This is a genomic window from Dyella koreensis (genome assembly GCF_044904565.1).
Taxonomy (GTDB): domain Bacteria; phylum Pseudomonadota; class Gammaproteobacteria; order Xanthomonadales; family Rhodanobacteraceae; genus Dyella_D; species Dyella_D koreensis.
Genome location: NZ_JADIKD010000008.1, coordinates 143053 through 163205, shown reverse-complemented (window position 1 = coordinate 163205; position 20153 = coordinate 143053). Strand labels below are relative to the sequence as shown.

Below are 20153 nucleotides of genomic sequence, written 5' to 3'. Positions count from 1 at the left end.
ATGGGTCGCGAAATTCTGGATGAGGCTTATCGTCACTTCGAGCTCGAGGGCCGCAAGTATGAGTACGGCCGCGATGACATAACCCTGAAAAACAATTCACCCAATCGACGCTCGGATCCTAGCCGGGACGAGCGTGACCTGGACGGTGATGGCCTGTACGGCGTCGACTGCTCCTCCCTCGTATGGCGCGGCCTGAAGAACGCCGGCTACGACGTCGGCAATGAACCGTTCGCCACGTCCAAACTCTTCACCGGCTCTCAGGTAACAAACTACGCCAAGCAACATTTCGACGTGGTTCCCGCCGAGGATGCACGCAAAACACCCGGCTCGCTGCAACCGGGCGATATCCTGATGTTCAACAGCAGTCACGGCAGGCATGTGGGCATCTTCAAGGGATATGACACCCAGGGAAATATCGAGTTCTACGGCTCCCAGGTAAGCACCGGCCCGGCGCTGACCAAGGCGATGGCGCCTACCGACACCAAGCTGGGCTACTGGAATGGCGGCGACTTCAAGATCGTCGGGGCCTTACGCCCCAAACCCGAGTTCCAAGTGCACGAACCGGCGCACGGCCATGCCAAAGTGGATATCCCGGACGCGCATAACGGCCCGATGGTTACGCGGCGTGATCAGGCGCCGCATGTGGCGCAGCCTGACAATCACGACCGCGAAAACCATCTCCACAAAGGATCCCGCGGCGGTGATGTCGCCAGTCTGCAGCTCGACCTGGCCAAGCTCGGCTACCCCTCGCGCGAGGCGCCGCTGAACGCGGACGGCCATTTCGGCTTGAGGACCGACGAAGCCCTGAAAGCCTTCCAGCGCGATCACGGCTTGAAACCTGATGGCACGGTTGGACCGGAGACCACAAAAATATTGCGACAGCAACTTGAGCTGGCACAGCACGCACCGACGCAGGGAAGCACGCCATTGCGTCTCGACAGCCCAGCGCATCCAGACTACGCCATGTACAAACAGGCATTGGACGCCGTGCATCGGCTGGATACCCAGCATCGCCGCGAACCCAACGAGCAGAGCGACCAATTGGCCGGCTCGCTGACCGTCGCCGCGCGACGCGAAGGCTTGCTGCGAGTCGACCATGCCGTCCTCAGCGATGACACCGTGCGCACTTACGCGGTACAGGGCGATCTCAACTCGCCCTTCAAGAAGCTCGCCGAAGTACCTACCGCGCAGGCGGCCAATACACCGCTGGAGAAGAGCAGCGCGGATTGGGAGCAGGCCGCGGCATCGCAGGCGCAAGGTCAGGTCGGACAGGCCCAGCAGCAACAGGATCCACAACAAACTTCCAGGCAAACCAACCCAACCATGTCCATCTGACCGCAAGAACCCCGGTCGCAGGTTTTCGCTGGCCGGGGTCGTCGCGAATCAATGCAGCCCGCTCATCCGCAGAGGTCAATACATGTGGTTCAAACCAGCGATTTCGGCCGGACTTCTCGTAACGCTGACCATCTGCGCCCATGTCGCGCGTGCCGGCAGCGACGACCAGGCATCGACCTCCCCGCCCACGACCGCAGCGCAAGACAAAACCAGCTTGGCCGATATAGCAGCGGATAACACAGTCACCGTTATCCCTCAGGGGTTTTCCTCCTATACCTCCGAGTCACTGGGCGACAATCGGCATTGCGTAGTCGGTGCAGTGACTGACGAGGACGGCATGAACCAGAAGCCCCTCGTCTACGTGGAGGACATCGTGGCTAACCGGGTGCTATGGAGCAGGTCACTCGACCTCCCCGCCAACACCTTTCAAGGTCGCGCCACCCACTGCCTGCGCAAGGGCGGAACGCTGTACGTACTGCTGCAATCCGATACTCAACCAGCTCAGACGACATCGCAGACGCTGTTGCAAGTCGTCGAGCTGGACCTGGCCAAGGGCGCTACCACAGGCATCCGCGACATCGTCGTTGCGGGCGTGACTGATGCGTACTCAGCCTGGGTGGACAAAGGCCAGAGCGGTATGCATCTGGCCGGCAAGGACCTGGCAATCGCCGGAGAGTATTACCGCCTGGCCGATCCGGATAAGCATTTGCCGTTCCGGGTCACCGTGCACTGAACCATGCCAACGACTGATCACAACTTCGGTCATGAACATCGCGCCGCCGAGCCACATGCTGCAACGTCAGCGGCCTTCCGCCCGGGAGCGTCTGCGACTCATGCGACATCGCGCACCGGGGCCGCCATCATGATCATCACACTGGGCCAAGCGCTTGCGCTGTTTCTGGCCCTCACCACTACCGCCTTCGGTCTTCCTATGAAAAATCCAGACATCAAACAGAACCCGAATCCCAAGAAGCGTTACGAGATCACTCTCACCCTCGAGAACGCGCCTGGACCATTCGACTCAGTGACCGGCACTGTCCACTACAAAGTGGAGAACGAACGCTGCGTGCCCATGACCCCCATCAGCGGCGCAACGCTCGCACCGGAGAAGAACGAGCCCCTCACCTTCAACCGCGTGAGCGATCACGTCTACAAGGCCACGCTGTATGCCGACCTGCTTCAGGACGAGGACTACTACGGCATGGGCGTTTGCCACTGGGCCGTGAATACCGCCTGGGCCACACTCAAGATCAACAAAGTCGATTTCTCACCCGCCATGGATGCAAAGGAGCTACTGGCGCAGAAGCCCGTGCCTACCTATTTCGTCAGGGGCGACTACTTCAACAGCGGTGAAGAACGCAGCGCATTCGGTACGCCCAACCGCGGGCTGTTCCTGCCCGAATCGCGCACCGACATCTTCTCGATGACGTTGACGGCCAGAGAGGTCGATCAATGAGCATCAACACCACGGACAACGCGCTGCTCGCGCGTGACTCATACAAGGATCACTCGCTCAACGAAGTCATCGAGCTGGGTGGAGTGAAATACAAGATTTTCGATCACACCAACAACCCCCACACGGGCTACCAGGCCACGGCCTATCAGCGCGTGGATAGCGGCGAGGTGGTGATCGCCCATCGAGGCACCGAATTCGACCGGGAGCCGGTGCATGACGGCGGTGTCGATGCCGGCATGGTGCTGACCGGGCTGAACGCCCAGTCGCCTGATGCCATCGCCTTCACCCAGCGAGTGATCGACGAAGCAAAGAAGCAGTCAGCCCAAGCCGGCTATCCCTATGCAGTCACCGTTACTGGCCACTCGCTCGGCGGCACGCTGGCCGAGATCACTGCCGCCAAGTTCGATCTCAAGGGCGAGACGTTCAACGCCTATGGTGCCGCCGGTCTTCTGTATGGCATCCCCGAAGGCGGTCATCAGGTGATCGACCATATCCGTGCGGGGGATCTGGTAAGTGCCGCCAGTCCGCATTTCGGCGAAGTGCATACTTACGCAGCACCCCAAGACATCGAGACCCTGACCAAGGCCGGCTATCGCGACGACAGCGGTCCACTGAGCCCGCGCAATCCGATTAAGGCCACCGACTTCAGTGCTCACGGCATCGATAACTTCGTGCCCGACAATAAATTGCTTGGACATTCGATCATCGGGCCAGAAGGCGAAGCGCTCTACCGCGAGCACCAGGGAATGATCGATCGGTATCGCAGCGATGTCCGGGACATTCGCACGGTGCTCTCTGCCGGCTGGGAAGTGCCACTTGCGGTAGTGCATGGTGTGGAAGCCGCGGGCCATGCGGCGGCGGAAAAGATCACCGAGGGCGCGCACGCTATCGAGCATGCTGTGCAGAGCGTTGCTCATGAGGTCTCGGAAAAATTCGAAGCTGCGGGAGAAGCGATTCGCTCAGCGGAACACGCCGTAGCCGAGCGCACCTCTCGCATCTTCAACACGCTGACCCACCCAGGCTCCTGGTTCGACAGCAAGCGCGAAGGCGAGACCACTCATCTGGATCATCCCAGTCATCCAGATCACACGCTGTTTACCCAGGCCCGCCAGGCCGTTCAGACTTTGGACGCCGCACACCAGCGCTCTTCCGACACACAAAGCGACAACTTTGCTGCATCACTGGTAGTTGCGGCTCGTCGCCAAGGCCTGGAGCGGATCGACCATGTCGTACTGAGCGAGGATGCCAGCCGTGCCTATGCGGTGCAGGGCGATCTGCAATCGCCCTTCAAGCGGTATGCAGACATCCCGACGCAGGAGGGTGTCAATACACCGGTAGACAAGAGCAGCGCAGCCTGGGAGCAACTTGCCCAGCAAGCACAACTTGCGGAGCGGCGCGCTCAGTCGCAGACACAAACGGAGCAACAGACTCCCCAACCCGGGCGCTGACGACGCGCGCGGCAACTGGACTACCAACGACAACGCAGCCGTAGATGGCATCGAGAATGGAAGCGAGGGCAACGATATGAAAGTCTGGATTTTTGCTGCAACCGTCTTGTTCGCGACTGCCACGTTCGAGCGGGCCGGCTAGACCTCAAGTACTGATCGAAAGTCGGTCGCGTTCACGGCCGGGTAACGCGAGTCCGTTGGATTTCGCGTCGCGCGGCAAACCTTATCGATTCGATGAACCCCGGACGTCCGCGTCCGGTGAACACTGCAAGCTACAGGGTGAAAGTATGAGTAAGGCCAAGTGGTATTGGGCGGCAGGGTTGTTTGTTGTTGCCCTTGTGCTGGGTGACTTTTTCGCTGGCTGGCTGGTCCGGCTGCTCCTCAAAGTGGACGTCCCGCTATCGTGGAATACGTACTACCAGTACGCCATTGCCCTGGACCTGCCGCAGGTCCAGCCCTATGTCGGACGGATTAAATGGTCGGGCTATATCGGCTTTGGCCTTCCGGTTGCCTTGTGGCTGATCACCCTCTACTTCTTGTCCAGGCGCAAGAAGCAATCCATGCACGGCGATGCCCGCTTTGCCAATGCAGGCGATCTGAGCAAGCACGGCATGTTCAAGCCTTCGGACAACGGCGTTCTGGTCGGCAAGTACAAGGGTGACCTGGTTCGCTTGAGCGGTCAGCAGTTTGTGATCCTCGCGGCGCCTACGCGCTCGGGCAAAGGCGTGGGTGTGGTGATTCCCAACCTGCTCGAGTACCAGGAATCGATGGTCGTTTTGGACATCAAGCAGGAGAACTACGAGCTCACCAGTGGCTGGCGCGCCAGCCAGGGGCAGGAGATCTATCTGTTCAATCCCTTTGCGGAAGACCGGCGTACGCATCGCTGGAATCCGTTGAGCTATGTGTCGAAAGATCCAGCTTTTCGTGTATCTGATCTGATGAGCATCGCAGCGATGCTCTACCCGGATGGCTCGGACGAGCAAAAATTCTGGGTCAGCCAGGCGCGCAATGCGTTCATGGCATTCACGATGTACCTGTTCGACAAATGGGAGCACGACGAGAAGAGCGGACTACCACTGGTGCTGCGGATCAAGCCGACGCTCGGGGCGGTTTATCGCCTATCTTCAGGCGATGGCACCGATCTGCGCCAACTCTACCAATGGATGTCACAGCAGACTTTCCTCAGTGGCCATGCCCAATCAGCTTTCGCTAATTTGCTATCGCAAGCGAACGAGACCTTCTCTTCGATCCTTGGCACGTTCAAGGAGCCGTTGAACGCATGGATCAATCCGGTGCTTGACGCCGCCACGAGTGAAGACGATTTCCTGCTGACAGACGTGCGCAAGAAGCGGATGACCATCTATATCGGCATCCAGCCCAACAAGCTGGCTGAGAGCCGCCTGATCGTGAATCTGTTCTTCAGCCAGCTGATCAACCAGAACACCAAGGAGCTGCCGCAGAACAATCCAGCGTTGAAGCACCAGTGCCTGCTGTTGATGGACGAGTTCACCTCGATCGGCAAGGTGGAGATCATCGCTTCGGCGGTGTCGTACATGGCCGGCTACAACGTGCGCCTGCTACCCATCATCCAGAGCATGGCTCAGTTGGACGCGACTTATGGCAAGGATGTCTCACGTACGCTGATCACCAACCACGCGCTGCAGATCATCTACGCGCCGCGCGAGCAGCAAGACGCCAACGACTACTCGGACATGCTTGGCTACACCACCGTGCGCAAGGAGAACGTCACGCGAGGCAAGGGTCGCGGCGACGTGTCGCGCAGCCAGACCGAGGAGCGTCGTGCGCTGATGTTGCCGCAGGAGCTGAAGGCCATGGGTACGGACAAGGAGGTTTTCCTCTATGAGGGCATTCCGCATCCGGTGATGTGCGAAAAGATCCGCTACTACCAGGACAAGTACTTCACCGCGCGCCTGCTGCCGAAGGTGGATATTCCCGTTCTGGCCATCTGAGCCCTCAGGGGCGCTACGGCCCCTGGGCAGCTTCAGAGCTAGACTTGGCTCATGACGCTGCCTCCCGCCCTGCTCGATATCCTGCGCCACGCCTTCGCCGCCGACGCTCTGTCGGTGGATGAAGGCGAGCGCCTCGCCTACGCCTACGACAACTCGCGCCGCAACGCATTGCCTGATGCGGTGGTGTTCCCTACCACGCATGAGCAGGTGGAGACGCTGGTACGCGCATGCCGCGAACATCGCGTTCCGGTAGTAGCGCGCGGGCGCGGCACCAACACCACCGGTGCCACGGTGCCGGTGGAAGGCGGTGTGGTGGCGAGCTTCGAGCGGATGAACCGCATCCTGCGCATCGACCCGGATAACCGCCTGGCGGTGGTCGAGCCGGGCGTGCTCAACGGCGACCTGCAGAACGCGCTGAAGCCGCATGGTTTCTTCTGGCCGCCCGATCCAACTTCTTCGCCCTGGTGCAGTATCGGCGGCAACCTGGCCTGCAACTCGGCGGGGCCACGCACGGTGAAGTACGGCAGCCCGCGCGAGAACACGCTGGGTTTGCGCGCGGTGGCGGGCACGGGCGAAGGTTTTCGCTGCGGCACGTACACCAGCAAAGGTTCCACAGGCTACGACCTTACCCGTCTGCTGATCGGTTCCGAAGGTACGCTGGCGCTGATCACCGAGGCGACGCTGAAGCTCGCGCCCAAGCCGAGCGCGCTGCGCACGCTGCGCGCTACTTATCGCGATGTGGGTGCCGCCGCGCGCGCGGTGGCACGCATCATGGCCCAGCCCGTCACGCCATGCGCGCTGGAATTCATCGACGACGTCGCGCTGAAGCTGGCACGCGACTACGGTGGCGACGGCGTGCCGCTGGCCGGTGCGATGCTGATGATCGAAGTCGACGGCGAACCGGAAACGCTGCCCAGCGCGGTGGACGCTGTATCGCGCGCGGCGCGCGGCGATGGACTGGAAGAACTCAAGGTTGCACAGACCGCTGAGGAAACCCAGGCGCTGTGGTCCGCACGCAAGGCGCTGTCGCCAGCGCAACGCACCATCTCACCCAATAAGATCAATGAGGACGTGGTGGTGCCAGTGAGCCACCTGCCTGAACTGGTCGACGGCATCAAACAGCTTGCCGCCAAACACGATGTGCTGATCGTCAGCTTCGGCCACGCCGGCAACGGCAATCTGCATGTGAACCTGCTACCGCGCGACGACGCTGAACGCGAACGCGCCCACGCCTGCCTCGCCGAAGTATTCGCGCTGGTGATCCGCCTGGAAGGCACGCTGTCTGGCGAACACGGTATCGGCCTGATCAAGCGCGAATTCATGCCGCTCGCGCTGGAGCCGGCGACGCTTGGGCTGATGCGCAACGTCAAGGCTGCGTTCGATCCGGACAGCATCTTGAATCCGGGAAAGTTGCTGCCTTGATGGTTTGCTCGGTAGGAGCCCACCCTGTGGGCGACCGCTCTTGAGACGGTGTCGCAAGACCTTCGCGCACAGGGTGCGCTCCTACAGGGTGGTCAGCGGGCCTGCCGGTTGATGATCAGATGCAGTCCGAACAGCACAAACACCGCTCCAGCCACCCCATCGATCCACCGCGACAACCGCAGGTAGCCGCGCCGCATGGCCGGCAGAGCGAAAAACGCCGCGACCAGGGTGAACCATAGAAAGGTTTCGGTGACGACCAGGGTCCACAGGCCCCAGCGGGTGGCGGCGCTCGCGCCGTCGCCGATCAGGGCGGAGAACACGCTGCCGAAATAGACCACGGCCTTGGGGTTGGCGAGGTTGGTCAGCAGGCCGGCACGGAGCGTGGCAAGGTCGCTGCGTTCGATCTGGGGCGTCATCGATGGGCCGCCAGCGGGAGCGCGCCATGCGCCGCGCAGCATCTTTACGCCCATCCAAGCCAGGTAAAGACCGCCGGCCACGGCCATCAACCGGCCCAGCCAGGCCAGCCGGTGCAGCAGCAGTTGCAGCCCGAGCAGCGCCAGCGCCGACCACACCATCGCGCCGAGCGCGATGCCGGCGACGCCGAACAGCGCCTGCCGGCGGCTGCGACTCACCGCGGTCTGCGAGACAAAGAAGAAATCCGGGCCCGGGCTGATCAGGGCGATCAGGTGGACGAAGGCGATAGTCAGGAACAGGCTCATGAGACGCTCCGACGCAATAAACCACTGGATATTTGCGGCCCCGCAACTTGTCGCGACGGAGCCGATTCCTCTACGCTGCCAGCGTTTTGGCTTTCCACGGCCACCCGTAGGGGGAATACCGAGTTGCCGGAACGGGCGGGACCAGCAGGGCTGGCTGCCCGGTATCCGCGTGCCCGGTGCGGCCATCGCGCAAAAGCTACCGCATTCATTGGATCAAGACACCTGATGAGCATCAAACTCCGCCTGATCGTCATGTACTTCCTGCAGTTCTTTGTTTGGGGTGCGTGGCTGCTGACCATCGGCGCCTACTGGTTCCAGAACAAGCAATGGTCGGGCGCGCAGTTCGGCGCGATCTTCTCCACCATGGGCATCGCCTCGCTGTTCATGCCCTCGATCATGGGCGTGGTCGCGGACAAGTGGATCAACGCGGAAAAGCTCTACGGCCTGCTGCATATCGGCGGCGCCATCGTGCTGTTTATCGTGCCGACGATCAATTCACCCGGGCTGATGTTCTGGGTGATGTTGATCAACATGATGTTCTACATGCCCACCATTTCGCTCTCCATCGCGGTGGCCTATAACGCGCTCAAAGGCGACGGCAAGGACATCATCAAGGATTTCCCGCCGATCCGCGTGTGGGGCACGGTGGGTTTCATCGCGGCGCTGTGGACGGTGAGCCTGCTGCATCTGGAAACCACCGAGGGGCAGTTCTTTGTCGCCTCCGGCGCGGCGCTGGTGCTGGGCCTGTATGCCTTCACCCTGCCCAAGTGCCCGCCGAAGTTCGAGCGCAAGGAGCACCAGTCGCTGCTGGATACGCTGGGCCTGACCTCGTTCGCACTGTTTCGCAATCCGCAGATGGCGATCTTCTTTATCTTCGCGATGCTGCTGGGCGCGGCGCTGCAGCTGACTAACGCCTATGGCGACACCTTCCTGCACGATTTCGCCAAGCACGACGAATTCAAGGACCTGATGGCGGTGCGCTACCCGGCCATCATCATGTCGATCTCGCAGATTTCGGAAACGCTGTTCATCCTGGCGATTCCGTTCTTCCTCAAGCGCTTCGGCATCAAGACGGTGATGCTGATCAGCATGCTGGCGTGGACGCTGCGCTTTGGCCTGTTCGCCTATGGCGACCCGGGCGCGGGGCTGTGGATGATCGTGCTGTCGTGCATCGTGTACGGCATGGCCTTCGATTTCTTCAATATCTCCGGCTCGCTGTTTGTCGAAGGCCAGGCCGATCCGTCGATCCGCGCCAGCGCGCAGGGCCTGTTCATGCTGATGACCAACGGCATAGGTGCCGTGTTGGGCAGCTCGATCAGCGGCCTGGTAATCGAGGCCTTCTTCACTCGCCCCGACAACAGCAAAGACTGGCACGGCATCTGGACCACGTTCTCGGTGTATTCGCTGGTGGTGGCGGTGCTGTTCGTGTTCCTGTTCAAACATAAGCACGATCCGGCGGCCTTGCAGAGCGCGGCGGCACGCAACGCCGCCCACTGAGCGATCGCCGGTTTTTTTCTGCCAAGGGCCGCACCTGCTGCGGCCCTTGGCTTTTGGGGACGTCGCAAGAATTTGAGATGATAATTATTCTCATTTAAACTGTGCGCTTTGCCCTCCCCCAAAGCCGCCCATGCCGTCTCTTTCCCGCGCCATCGCCCTGGCCCTGCTGGCCAGTGCCGCCCCACTCTACGCACAGACCGCCTCCGTCGACAGCTCCCCGCACAGCGAGAAGGCACCCACCACCAACCTCGAAGGCGTCCACGTCACCGGCGACTGGCTGGGCGATGCCACCAGCCGCGATGTGCAGAACCACCCCGGCGCCCGCACGGTGATCCGGCGCGAGCAGATCGTGGAAGCGGCACCGACGCAGGTGCGCGACATGCTCCGTCGCATTCCCGGCGTGCAGGTGCAGGAAAGCAACGGCACCGGCGGCAGCGATATCTCGCTCAACGTCGGCGTGCGCGGCCTCACCGCACGATTGTCACCGCGCTCCACCATCCTGCTGGACGGCGTGCCGATCGCGGTGGCGCCCTATGGCCAGCCGCAGGTGTCGATGATGCCGATGGCGGTGGGCAACCTGGATGCCATCGACGTGGTACGCGGCGGTGGCTCGGTGCGCTTCGGGCCGCAGAACGTGGGCGGCATTATCAACTTCGTCACGCGCGAGATTCCGGAAACCTTCGGCGGCACCGCAGGTGTGATGCTGCAAGGCGGCGCACATGGCGGCATCCAGACCCAGAGCAACGCCTTCGTAGGCGGCACCACGGCGCAAGGGCTGGGCATCGCCCTGCTCTATTCCGGGGTGAAAGGGCCCGGCTATCGCGAGCGCCACAATCAGACCAACATCGATGACGTGATGCTCAAGGCGCGCTACGCCTTCAGCGCCACCGACACGTTGAGCAGCAGCCTGCATTACTACCGCGGGCAGGCGGATATGCCCGGTGGCCTGAGCCAGGCGGACTACAACGCCGATCCCTTCCAGTCGCGCCGTCCGTTTGACGATTTCCGCGGCCTGCGCAAGGACGCCGTGCTCAAGTACAGCCACGTCGACGACCGCCGCAGCTTCGAAGTGCAGACCTACTACACCGACAGCTTCCGCGGCAGCCACATCGAAACCATCGCGCTCAACAGCAAGACCGGGCAGTACACACACCAGCTCAACGCCTACCCGCGCAACTACCACACCTTCGCCATCGAGCCGCGCTACTCGCAGCTGTTCGACTGGGGTGACTGGAAGCACGAGATCAGCGTCGGCTACCGCTACCTCAACGAGGCGATGCACGAGCGTACCCTGCGCAACAACCAGTACACCTCGGCGCTGTACTACACCCCGTTCGACACCTCTCCCTATGACGGCTTCTACGTGCGCACCGGCAACAACGTCGGCGGCACCGAGGCCCACGCCTTCTATATCGACGACACCATCAACGCCGGCCACTGGACCATCACACCCGGCCTCCGTTATGAGCGCATCAACATCTGGTGGCAGGCGCTGCCGGATGCCACCGTCATCGTGAAAGGCCCAGCCTACCGGCGCGAGAAATACTCGAAGCCGCTGCCGTCGCTCAACGTGGTCTATCACCTGTCCGAGCAGTGGAAGCTCTACGCCAACGCCGAAACCTCCTTCGGCAGCCTGCAGTACTTCCAGATCGGCCAGAAGAACGCGCAGAACCAGTTCGCCGACGGCCTCGCACCAGAAAAGGCGCGCACCTACGAAATCGGCACGCGTTACGACAACGGTGTGTGGGGAGCTGAAGCCACCGCGTTCCGCATCAACTTCGATCATGAGCTGCAACTGGTTGGCAAGATCGCCAACGTCGCCAACTCCCACGATGGCTGGACCAACCTCGGCGCCACCACCCACAAGGGCCTGGAAACCGCCGCGCATCTCGACTTCTCCACCTTCGACGAACGCCTGCGCGGCCTCAGCCTGTGGGGCACCGCCACCTTCACCAAAGCCACCTACAATTACGGCTCCTTCGCCGGCCGCGACCTGCCCTTCTACTCACGCCGCACCGCCAACCTCGGCCTGCGCTACGAACGCGCACAGTGGGCCTTCAACCTGGATGCCTTCTCTCAATCGCGCCAGCACTCCCCCGGCACCCCCAGCTTCGACCCCACCAAACCCGCCGACTACATCACCATCGGCACCCCCGCCGGCGACTACGGCGACATCCCCGGCTGGACCACCTGGAACGCCCGCGCCGAATACCGCTTCGGCCCTTCGCTGTCCTACCTCAAATTCGCCGCTGGCGTGAAGAACCTCTTCGACCGCCGTTACTTCACACGTTCCACCGACAACAACAACGGTCTGTATGTGGGGCAACCGCGCACGTACTTCGTGCAGGCTTCGGTCGATTTTTGAGTCGTGCGGAAGAGCGTAGGAAAGGTTGTCCCAAGGGCCTACCCCCCTGCTAGCAGGGGAGGGGCAGGAGCGAAGCGCGGCGATCAGGCAACGAAGAAAACCATCCCGAGGTCTGGCACTGGAAGATGCGCAGCTACGAAGCGCACCGCCTGCTCCTGAGGCCATTTCTCTTTGGTTACTTTCTCTTTGGGCCAGCAAAGAGAAAGTAACTCGGACGCCGGCAGGCGTCCGAAATGCCCGCTGCATAAGCGGCCAGGGCATGCAGTCGCAACAACCAAGCGACAACGCCACTGGATGACCAGCTTCGCTGTTGTAAAGCGCCTCCTGCCTACGCAGGAATGACGAAGTAGGCAGAAACGTCGCAGGCGCCGAGCCTTCCTCGAAGAAAGAAAAATTCAAGAAACGAGCGCGCTCGCCACCACCCGATCCCTGCCATACGACTTAGCCGCATAAAGCGCCGCATCCGCCGCCCGCATCCACCCATCCAGATCGCTACACCGCACCCCATCGAGCAACGCCAGCCCGATGCTCACAGTGACATGCTCCACCTGCACCTCCGCCGGCAGCGGCAACGCAGCCACGCCAGCGCGCAGCACTTCCGCCAGCCGAATTCCCGCCTCGGCGCCGAAGTGCGGACACAGCACCGCAAACTCCTCGCCGCCAATACGCGCAAGGTGACCAAACTTGCCCACGGTTTCCCGCAGATGGTCCACTACGACGGCCAGCACGCGATCACCCTGCGGATGACCGACACTGTCGTTGATGCGCTTGAAGTGATCGAAGTCGATCAGCATCAGCACGTGCGGCGGCTGGCGCGGATCGCCATGCATCCGCACCAGCGCCGACGCGCGTTGCAGGAAGGCGCGACGGTTGCCGACGCCGGTGAGCGGATCGCGCAGCGCTTGCTCGCTCAGTTCGGCGGCATGCCGGCGTTGCGCACGCAGCAGCAGGAACAGCAGCGCGGCGATCAGGATCAAGCCGCCGGCCACCAGCTTGGCGATCATGCTGCTCAGCGTTTGCCGGCGGCGCGCTTCGTCCTGCCGCTCCGCTTCGGCTTGCGCCGCTTTCAGCGCCAGATCCTTCAGGCGGTTCTGGTGTTCCAGATCGCGGATGCGCAGCTCTTTCTCGCGCGTGACATAACGCGCCTCCAGCGCGGACTCGGTGGAGCGCAGGGCCGGTGACCGGCGGTCAGCGAGCAGGCGAATCACTTCGCGTGCATCGGCCAGCGCCAGCGCGTTGTTGCCAGCTTTTTCAGCCATCCCACTGCGGGTCTGCAGCAGATCGGGCAGCAGGCCTTCCTTGCCGGCGGCCTGGGCATCGGCGATGGTGGTTTTCATCTGCTCCAGCGCATCGGCACGACGCCCCATGGCTTCATAGGCGCGCGCGATGTTGGCGCGCGAAAGCAAGGCATCACTGACGCGCCCCGTCGCCTGCTCCTGCGCCAGCGACGCCTGCGACAAGGCCAGCGCTTCGTGAGCGCGTCCCAGCTCCAGATACATCCGCGCCAGGTTGTCGCCGACCATCACCACCAGTTGATCGGCACCCACGCTGCGGAAATGCGCGCGTGAACGTTCGTAGGCTTTGGCCGCCTCCGCTGCGCGATTCAGGGTGGCGAGATTCGCGCCTTCGTCATTCTCCGCCTCGGCCAGACCCCAGGTATCGCCCAGCTCGCGGTAATTCATCTGCACTTGCTGACATAGCGGCAGGCCGTTTCGCGCGTCTTCGACCAGGGTGTACGAATCGCACAGGGCGTACTTGGCCCAGGCAGCGACCACGGGATCGCGCACGTCCTGCATCTTCGCCGCCGCCCGCAGCGCTTCGCTTAATCCGTCGCCGTCGCCATTCTCGATGTCGTGGCGCGAACGCAGGAAACCCGCTGCGGCGGAAGCCACGGTGTCGTCCCGCGCGGCGGCGAGGCTGTCCAAGCGCAGCGTCGCCTCGGCCAGTGCGGCATCGTCATTGCTGTTGATGGCGGCGTTGCCCATCAGCCAGAGCAACTCGCGTTCCTGCGTCGGGGGCAGTGTCTCGCTGTGCGTATCGAGTTGCTTGCGCACGTCCTCGATCAGGCCGTGCGGATCGCTCACCGTGCGATAGCGCTGGGCATAGCGCTCCGGTACGCCGTCGGCATGCGCCAACGCCGCGAGCAGCCACACAGCCACGATGAGACCCCTGTGAGCCGGCAACTCATTCCCCCCAACAAGCGCCATCCGCCGCCATCATCGAAATAGGTGACGCAGCGCACAAGTGCCGCCGCCGTTACAATAGGCGGATGCAGATCGGCCCCTACCGCATCGACCCGCCCGTAGTGCTCGCCCCCATGGCCGGCGTCACCGACAAGCCCTTCCGCCTGCTGTGCAAACGGCTGGGCGCGGGGCTGGCCGTGTCTGAGATGACGGCGTCCGATCCGCGCCTGTGGCAGACCCGCAAATCGCTGCGCCGCATGGACCATGCAGGCGAGCCGGAGCCGGTCAGCGTGCAGATCGCCGGCTACGACCCGGCCATGCTGGCCGAGGCGGCGCGTTACAACGCCGACAACGGCGCCCAGATCGTCGACATCAACATGGGCTGCCCGGCCAAGAAGGTGTGCAACGTGTGGTCCGGCTCCGCCCTGCTGCAGGACGAGCCGCTGGTGGCGCGCATCGTCAAGGCGGTGGTGGATGCGGTGGAGGTGCCAGTGACGCTGAAGATCCGCACCGGCTGGGACCGCCAGAACAAGAACGCACTCACCATCGCGCGCATCGCGGAGGATGCCGGCATCGCCGCGCTCGCCGTGCATGGCCGCACCCGCGCCGACAAGTACGAAGGCGAGGCGGAGTACGAAACGATCGCCGCGGTGAAACGCGCCGTACGCATTCCCGTGCTCGCCAACGGCGATGTCATGACACCGCAACAGGCGAAGCATGTGCTGGACGTGACCGGTGCGGATGCGGTGATGATCGGCCGTGGTGCGCAAGGACGGCCGTGGATCTTCCGCGAAGTGGCCCATTACCTCGCCACCGGCCAGATGCTGGCGGAGCCGACACCGGCCGAAGTCAGCGCGATCCTGGTCGACCATCTTGAGCAGCTCTACGCCTTCTATGGCGAACTGCAGGGCGTGCGCATCGCCCGCAAGCACCTGGGCTGGTATGCCAAGGATCGTCCAGAGAACGCCGCCTTCCGCCACGTGGTGAATCGGGCGGAGACGGCGGAAGAGCAGCTGCGGCTGACACGCGAGTATTTCGACGAGCAGGCGGCGGAAGGCTTGCAGGTCGCTGCCTGAGCGCTCGCCCACCGGGCATCGTCACCTTCCGGACGCAGCCACTGGCCTAAGCTCACCGCGCCTCCCGACACAAGGCGCCGATCATGAGCAACACGGCCACCGGCGAATTTCCCTACATCCACGGCTTCTCGAACGAAGAGCAGGCCCGCCTGGTACGGCAGGCGCGCATGTTTGAGACCAGCCTGTTCAGCCACATCGACTACAGCGACGCCACGCGCCTGCTGGAAGTGGGTTGCGGTGTCGGCGCGCAAACCGAAATCCTGCTGCGCCGCTTTCCGCAACTGCACGTCACCGGTGTGGACCGCTCCGCTACCCAGCTCGCTGCCGCCGAGCACAATCTGGGCAACACCGCCTGGTGCGCTTCGCGCTACGCATTGCAGCTGGCTGACGCCACCGACCTTCCCTTCCCCGAACGCAGTTTCGACGCGGCCTATCTGTGCTGGGTGCTGGAGCACATGCCCAGTCCGGCGCGCGTCCTGAGCGAAGTACGTCGCGTACTCAGTCCCGGCGCCACGCTCTACGTCACCGAAGTACTCAACTCATCGTTCTTCCTCGACCCTTATTCACCGCATCTGCTGCGCTACTGGATGGTTTTCAACGACTACCAGTACGACAGCGGTGGCGATCCTTTTATCGGCGCCAAGCTCGGCAATCTTCTGCTCGCGGGTGGCTATCGCGATGTGCAGACCGAAGTGAAAAGCTTTCATCTGGACAATCGCCAGCCGGGCAAACGCAAACACATGATCGAGTTCTGGGAAGAACTTCTGCTGTCCGCCGCCGAGTCGCTGATCAACGAGAACAAAGTCGACAGCGACACCGTCAACGGTATGCGCAAGGAGCTGCAGGCGGTGCGCAACGATCCGAACGCGGTGTTCTTCTTTGCCTTTGTGCAGGCGCGGGCGAGTGTTTATTGAGCCTCGTCCTCGCGTTCCGCAAACCCTTGCGACGCCGATCCATGCATCATCGGGACTTTGCCCATTCTCTCTGGCTCGATGCTTATCCGGCCTCGTACCCGCCGCTCACTCATCCTGTCGCGCCTCGCGGTGCTGGCCTGCGTATTACTGCTCAGCGGCTGTGAAGCCAGCCTGTTCGCCGGGTTGAACGCGACCGATCGCCGTGCAGGCATCGATGCGTCGCGTGACATCGTGTTCGACACCACGCACCAGCTGCGTCTGGACGTCTATCGGCCTGCCGGGATCCTGCACGCGCCGATCGTGGTGTTTTTCTACGGCGGCAGCTGGGTGCGCGGTGAGCGCGCGTGGTATCGCTTCGTCGGCACGGCCCTGGCCAACGAAGGCGCCATCGCGGTGATTCCCGATTACCGCAAGTACCCGCAGGTGACCATGGAGGGTTTCATGCAGGATGCGGCGCACGCTGTCGCATGGGTGCACGATCACGCCAGCGAGCTGGGCGGTGCCGCCGATGACGTGTTCGTGATGGGCCACTCGGCCGGTGGCCAGATCGGCGCCTTGCTGGCCACCGATCCGTCTTGGCTCGCGCCCTATCACCTGCATCCGACCGATCTCGCCGGCTTTATCGGCCTGGCCGGCTGCTACGACTTCATGCCGATTCCCGCCGAGGAAACGGACATGCTCGCCATCTTCGGCCGCGATGCCGCGGAACAGGCCCGCGCGCAGCCGGTGCGTTTCGTTCGCGGTATGGAACCGCCCATGCTGCTGTTGCAAGGCGATGCCGATCATGAAGTCGATCCCGCCAACGCGATCTCGCTGGCGCATGCCCTGCAGGCGCGGCATGAGGACGTGACACTGGACCTGTATCCCGGCCTGGGCCACAACGCACTGGTCTTTGCGCTGTCCCGCCCGCTGCGCGGCAACGCGCCGACCCTGGCCGATGTGATCCGCTTTATCCGCTCCCATCCGGTCGCGGGAAGCACCACGGCATCGCGCTGACAGAGTCAGCGCGTGCGGAAACCGTATTCGGCCAGCACCGGCTTGAGCGCAGTAATCCACAACGCATAACCCGCCGGAGTCATGTGCAGGCCATCGGCAATGAACAGCTCGGGTCGCGGCTTACCCTGCGCATCGAGCATCGCGGGACCGATATCGACATAACGCACTTCATGCTGCGTCGCCGCCCACGCGCGGATCTTTTCGTTCGCCTCGTGCATCTGCGGCCAGAGTGCCCAGCGCGCCACGCTGGGTTTGATCGATACGCAGACCACCGGCACGCCGGGCAACCGTTCGCGCGCCTTCGTCACGAACGCCTGGAAGGCAGCAAGCACGCGATCCGGCGTCGCCCCTTCGGCGATGTCGTTATCGCCCGCGTACATCACGATCAGGCGTGGGCGATAAGGCCATACGATGCGGTCGGCGTAATAGGTGCTATCGGCGATGACCGAGCCGCCGAAGCCGCGATTGATCACCGGGATGCCAGGAAAGTCCTGCGCCAGCGTGTGCCAATAGTTGAACGACGAACTGCCGATGAAGAGCACCGCGTGTGGCGGCGGGGGATGGGCCTGATCCTGCGTGGCGAAAGCATCCATCGCATCGCGCCACTGCGACGGACCGGCCTCTCTTGCTCCCACGGTGCTCGACGCTGCCAGCAGCAACCACACCAACATCAGCATCCAGCGGCTATTCGCGCTTCTGAACCATTGCACTGTCGTAACCTCGTCAGCTTTCTGCGGATTCGCCGCCCGATTATGCCCTCGCTGTACCACCCCTCATCACACTGGAGTAGCCTCTTGCCGCGCCTATGCGTAGGGACGAAGGGGGCTATCGATGAAGATCGTCGTGCGACACGGACTATGGCTTGCCGGCTTGATATTGGCCGGCACGGTTTTCGCGGCCGATGACGGTGACTGGCCCAACTACGGCCGCGATCCCGGCGGCATGCGTTATTCGCCGCTGAAGCAGATCGACCGCGACAACGTCACTCAATTGCAGGTGGCCTGGACCTTCCATCTCGGCGACATCGCCGACGGCAAGCACGACACGCCGCGCAGCGGCCTGGAAACCACGCCGATCATGGTCGACGGCACGCTGTTCCTGACCACGCCCTTCAATCGCGTGATCGCGCTCGACCCGATCACCGGCAAGCAACGCTGGGCCTATGACCCCAAGCTGGACCCGCACCACGATTACGGCGACGGACTGATCAACCGCGGCGTCGCCACCTGGCTGGACGACGCGCGCAAGGCCGGCCAGCCCTGCCGCCGCCGCTTGTACGAGGCCACGCTTGATGCGCGCCTGATCGCCCTTGATGCCGCCACTGGCCAACCCTGCGCGGATTTCGGCAAGAGCGGCGAAGTCAGCCTCACCAACGTCCCCGGCTTCAGCGCCGGCGAGTACCACATGACCTCGCCGCCCGTGGTGGTGGATGGCGTGGTGGTGGTCGGCTCGTCCATCAACGACAACAACCGCGTCGACATGCCCAGCGGTGTGGTGCGCGGCTACGACGCGCGCAGCGGCGCCCTGCGCTGGGCCTGGGATCCGATCGCCCGGCATCCGGCCAAGGGTTGGAAAAGTGGCGCGGCCAATGCCTGGTCGGTCATGGCGACGGATGAAGCGCGCGGGCTCGTGTTTGTCCCTACCGGTAGCGCCAGCCCCGACTACTACGGCGGCCTGCGCCCGGGCGACAACCGCTGGGCCAATTCGGTGGTCGCGCTGCATGCGAAAACCGGCAAGCTGGCCTGGGGCTTCCAGCTGGTGCACCACGACTTGTGGGATTACGACACAGCCTCCCCGCCGCTGCTCACCACCTTGCAACGCGATGGACGCGACGTGCCGGTAGTGGTCCAGGGCAACAAGACCGGTTTCCTTTACGTACTCGATCGCGACAGCGGCAAGCCGGTGTTTCCCGTGGAGGAACGCCCCGTCCCGCCAAGCGACGTGCCTGGCGAACTGACCTCACCCACGCAACCGATTCCCACCACCCTGCCCGCGCTCGGCCCGCAATCGCTCGCCGCCGCGGATGTATGGGGACCGCGCCCGGAAGATCGCGAGGCCTGCCGACAGGCCATGCATGGCCGCGATAGCTCACGCGTGTTCACGCCACCCAGCGTGCAGGGCGGCGTCGCGGTGCCCGGCAATATCGGCGGTATGAACTGGAGCGGCTACGCCTTCGATCCGTCGCGACAATTGCTGATAGTGAATGTCACCGCCCTGCCGTTCGAGCTGAAACTGATCCCCGAGGCCGAGTACGCCAAAGCCACCAAGGGCGACAGCCACGGCGGCGAGTTCGCGCCACAACACGGCACGCCTTACGGCCTGTATCGCCGCGCCCTGCTGTCGCCATCGCACCTGCCCTGCTCGCCTCCGCCGTGGGGCACCCTGGTTGGCGTGGATCTGGCTGCCGGCAAGATCCGCTGGCAGGTGCCGCTCGGATCGCTGCAGGTACTCGCGCCCGCCATCAAGGACCTCCCACCCGGTTCGCCCAGTCTCGGCGGCCCCATCGTCACTGCGGGCGGGCTCGCTTTTGTCGCCGGCACGCTCGACCCCTTCCTGCGCGCCTTCGACCTGGATAGCGGCAAGGAACTCTGGAAGGCACAGCTCCCCGCCAGCGCCCATGCCACGCCGATGACGTATGAGGCCAACGGCCGGCAGTACGTAGTGATCGCGGCCGGCGGCAGCGCCAAGATCACCGAGGAACCGCAGTCGGACGCGATCGTGGCGTACGCCCTGCCAGACCAGGATTCTCCGCCTTGATCGCAGCCGCATTGC

Annotated in this window: 15 protein-coding genes; 12 read left to right on the top strand and 3 right to left on the bottom strand. The window is 63.2% G+C overall.

Annotation, left to right across the window (positions count from 1 at the left end):
- The 6 genes from ISS97_RS06435 to ISS97_RS06410 all read left to right on the top strand — a co-directional run bounded on the left by ISS97_RS06435 (position 1) and on the right by ISS97_RS06410 (position 7631).
- The gene (locus ISS97_RS06435) at positions 1-1335 is read left to right on the top strand and encodes an XVIPCD domain-containing protein (RefSeq protein ID WP_379987081.1); all 1335 of its coding nucleotides are present in this window, start codon (positions 1-3) and stop codon (positions 1333-1335) included.
- Positions 1336-1417: 82 nt separating this feature from the next.
- Complete coding sequence (locus tag ISS97_RS06430) at positions 1418-2068, top strand: hypothetical protein (RefSeq protein WP_379987082.1); 651 nt, start codon at positions 1418-1420, stop codon at positions 2066-2068.
- Positions 2069-2197: 129 nt separating this feature from the next.
- Positions 2198-2791 (top strand): hypothetical protein, encoded by a 594-nt coding sequence (locus ISS97_RS06425; protein WP_379987083.1) that lies wholly within the window; start codon positions 2198-2200, stop codon positions 2789-2791.
- Positions 2788-4239, top strand: coding sequence for an XVIPCD domain-containing protein (locus tag ISS97_RS06420; protein ID WP_379987084.1), 1452 nt, complete (start codon positions 2788-2790; stop codon positions 4237-4239). The genes ISS97_RS06425 and ISS97_RS06420 overlap by 4 nt, the downstream gene beginning before the upstream one ends.
- 287 nt (positions 4240-4526) lie before the next feature.
- Positions 4527-6209, top strand: a complete 1683-nt coding sequence (locus tag ISS97_RS06415) for a type IV secretory system conjugative DNA transfer family protein (RefSeq protein WP_379987085.1) — start codon at positions 4527-4529, stop codon at positions 6207-6209.
- A 51-nt stretch (positions 6210-6260) separates the two neighbouring features.
- Entirely contained in the window at positions 6261-7631 is a 1371-nt protein-coding gene (locus ISS97_RS06410) for an FAD-binding oxidoreductase (protein WP_379987086.1), read from the top strand.
- A gap of 92 nt (positions 7632-7723) precedes the next feature.
- Here the strand turns inward: ISS97_RS06410 and rhtC are convergent, their stop codons facing one another.
- A complete protein-coding gene (gene rhtC / locus ISS97_RS06405) occupies positions 7724-8350 on the bottom strand; it encodes a threonine export protein RhtC (protein WP_379987087.1) in 627 nt (208 codons plus the stop codon).
- A gap of 225 nt (positions 8351-8575) precedes the next feature.
- Here rhtC and ISS97_RS06400 point away from each other — a divergent pair, with 225 nt between their 5' ends.
- The gene (locus tag ISS97_RS06400) at positions 8576-9847 is read left to right on the top strand and encodes a nucleoside permease (RefSeq protein ID WP_379987088.1); all 1272 of its coding nucleotides are present in this window, start codon (positions 8576-8578) and stop codon (positions 9845-9847) included.
- Between the two features lie 130 nt (positions 9848-9977).
- Positions 9978-12212 (top strand): TonB-dependent receptor family protein, encoded by a 2235-nt coding sequence (locus ISS97_RS06395; RefSeq protein ID WP_379987089.1) that lies wholly within the window; start codon positions 9978-9980, stop codon positions 12210-12212.
- Positions 12213-12607: 395 nt separating this feature from the next.
- Here the strand turns inward: ISS97_RS06395 and ISS97_RS06390 are convergent, their stop codons facing one another.
- Positions 12608-14371: a tetratricopeptide repeat-containing diguanylate cyclase gene (locus tag ISS97_RS06390; RefSeq protein ID WP_379987090.1), complete on the bottom strand. Its 1764-nt coding sequence runs from the start codon at positions 14369-14371 to the stop codon at positions 12608-12610.
- 110 nt (positions 14372-14481) lie between these two features.
- Between ISS97_RS06390 and dusB the strand changes: the two genes are divergently transcribed.
- The 3 genes from dusB to ISS97_RS06375 all read left to right on the top strand — a co-directional run bounded on the left by dusB (position 14482) and on the right by ISS97_RS06375 (position 17381).
- Positions 14482-15471, top strand: a complete 990-nt coding sequence (dusB, locus tag ISS97_RS06385) for a tRNA dihydrouridine synthase DusB (RefSeq protein WP_379987091.1) — start codon at positions 14482-14484, stop codon at positions 15469-15471.
- Positions 15472-15554: 83 nt separating this feature from the next.
- Positions 15555-16385, top strand: a complete 831-nt coding sequence (locus tag ISS97_RS06380; RefSeq protein ID WP_379987092.1) for a class I SAM-dependent methyltransferase — start codon at positions 15555-15557, stop codon at positions 16383-16385.
- 78 nt (positions 16386-16463) lie between these two features.
- Complete coding sequence (locus tag ISS97_RS06375; RefSeq protein ID WP_379987093.1) at positions 16464-17381, top strand: alpha/beta hydrolase; 918 nt, start codon at positions 16464-16466, stop codon at positions 17379-17381.
- Positions 17382-17386: 5 nt separating this feature from the next.
- On the opposite strand, the gene ISS97_RS06370 is transcribed toward ISS97_RS06375, so the two are convergent.
- On the bottom strand, positions 17387-18091 hold the full coding sequence (locus ISS97_RS06370; protein WP_379987094.1) for an SGNH/GDSL hydrolase family protein: 705 nt from the start codon (positions 18089-18091) through the stop codon (positions 17387-17389).
- Between the two features lie 121 nt (positions 18092-18212).
- Between ISS97_RS06370 and ISS97_RS06365 the strand changes: the two genes are divergently transcribed.
- Complete coding sequence (locus tag ISS97_RS06365) at positions 18213-20138, top strand: pyrroloquinoline quinone-dependent dehydrogenase (protein ID WP_379987095.1); 1926 nt, start codon at positions 18213-18215, stop codon at positions 20136-20138.
- The last annotated feature ends 15 nt before the right edge of the window (positions 20139-20153 follow it).

What these genes read in the sequence shown, in the direction of transcription:
- ISS97_RS06435 (WP_379987081.1), top strand. Translation starts at nt 1, where the DNA reads ATGGGTCGCGAAATTCTGGATGAGGCTTATCGTCACTTCGAGCTCGAG.
- ISS97_RS06430 (WP_379987082.1), top strand. Translation starts at nt 1,418, where the DNA reads ATGTGGTTCAAACCAGCGATTTCGGCCGGACTTCTCGTAACGCTGACC.
- ISS97_RS06425 (WP_379987083.1), top strand. Translation starts at nt 2,198, where the DNA reads ATGATCATCACACTGGGCCAAGCGCTTGCGCTGTTTCTGGCCCTCACC.
- ISS97_RS06420 (WP_379987084.1), top strand. Translation starts at nt 2,788, where the DNA reads ATGAGCATCAACACCACGGACAACGCGCTGCTCGCGCGTGACTCATAC.
- ISS97_RS06415 (WP_379987085.1), top strand. Translation starts at nt 4,527, where the DNA reads ATGAGTAAGGCCAAGTGGTATTGGGCGGCAGGGTTGTTTGTTGTTGCC.
- ISS97_RS06410 (WP_379987086.1), top strand. Translation starts at nt 6,261, where the DNA reads ATGACGCTGCCTCCCGCCCTGCTCGATATCCTGCGCCACGCCTTCGCC.
- rhtC (WP_379987087.1), bottom strand. Translation starts at nt 8,350, where the DNA reads ATGAGCCTGTTCCTGACTATCGCCTTCGTCCACCTGATCGCCCTGATC.
- ISS97_RS06400 (WP_379987088.1), top strand. Translation starts at nt 8,576, where the DNA reads ATGAGCATCAAACTCCGCCTGATCGTCATGTACTTCCTGCAGTTCTTT.
- ISS97_RS06395 (WP_379987089.1), top strand. Translation starts at nt 9,978, where the DNA reads ATGCCGTCTCTTTCCCGCGCCATCGCCCTGGCCCTGCTGGCCAGTGCC.
- dusB (WP_379987091.1), top strand. Translation starts at nt 14,482, where the DNA reads ATGCAGATCGGCCCCTACCGCATCGACCCGCCCGTAGTGCTCGCCCCC.
- ISS97_RS06380 (WP_379987092.1), top strand. Translation starts at nt 15,555, where the DNA reads ATGAGCAACACGGCCACCGGCGAATTTCCCTACATCCACGGCTTCTCG.
- ISS97_RS06375 (WP_379987093.1), top strand. Translation starts at nt 16,464, where the DNA reads ATGCTTATCCGGCCTCGTACCCGCCGCTCACTCATCCTGTCGCGCCTC.
- ISS97_RS06365 (WP_379987095.1), top strand. Translation starts at nt 18,213, where the DNA reads ATGAAGATCGTCGTGCGACACGGACTATGGCTTGCCGGCTTGATATTG.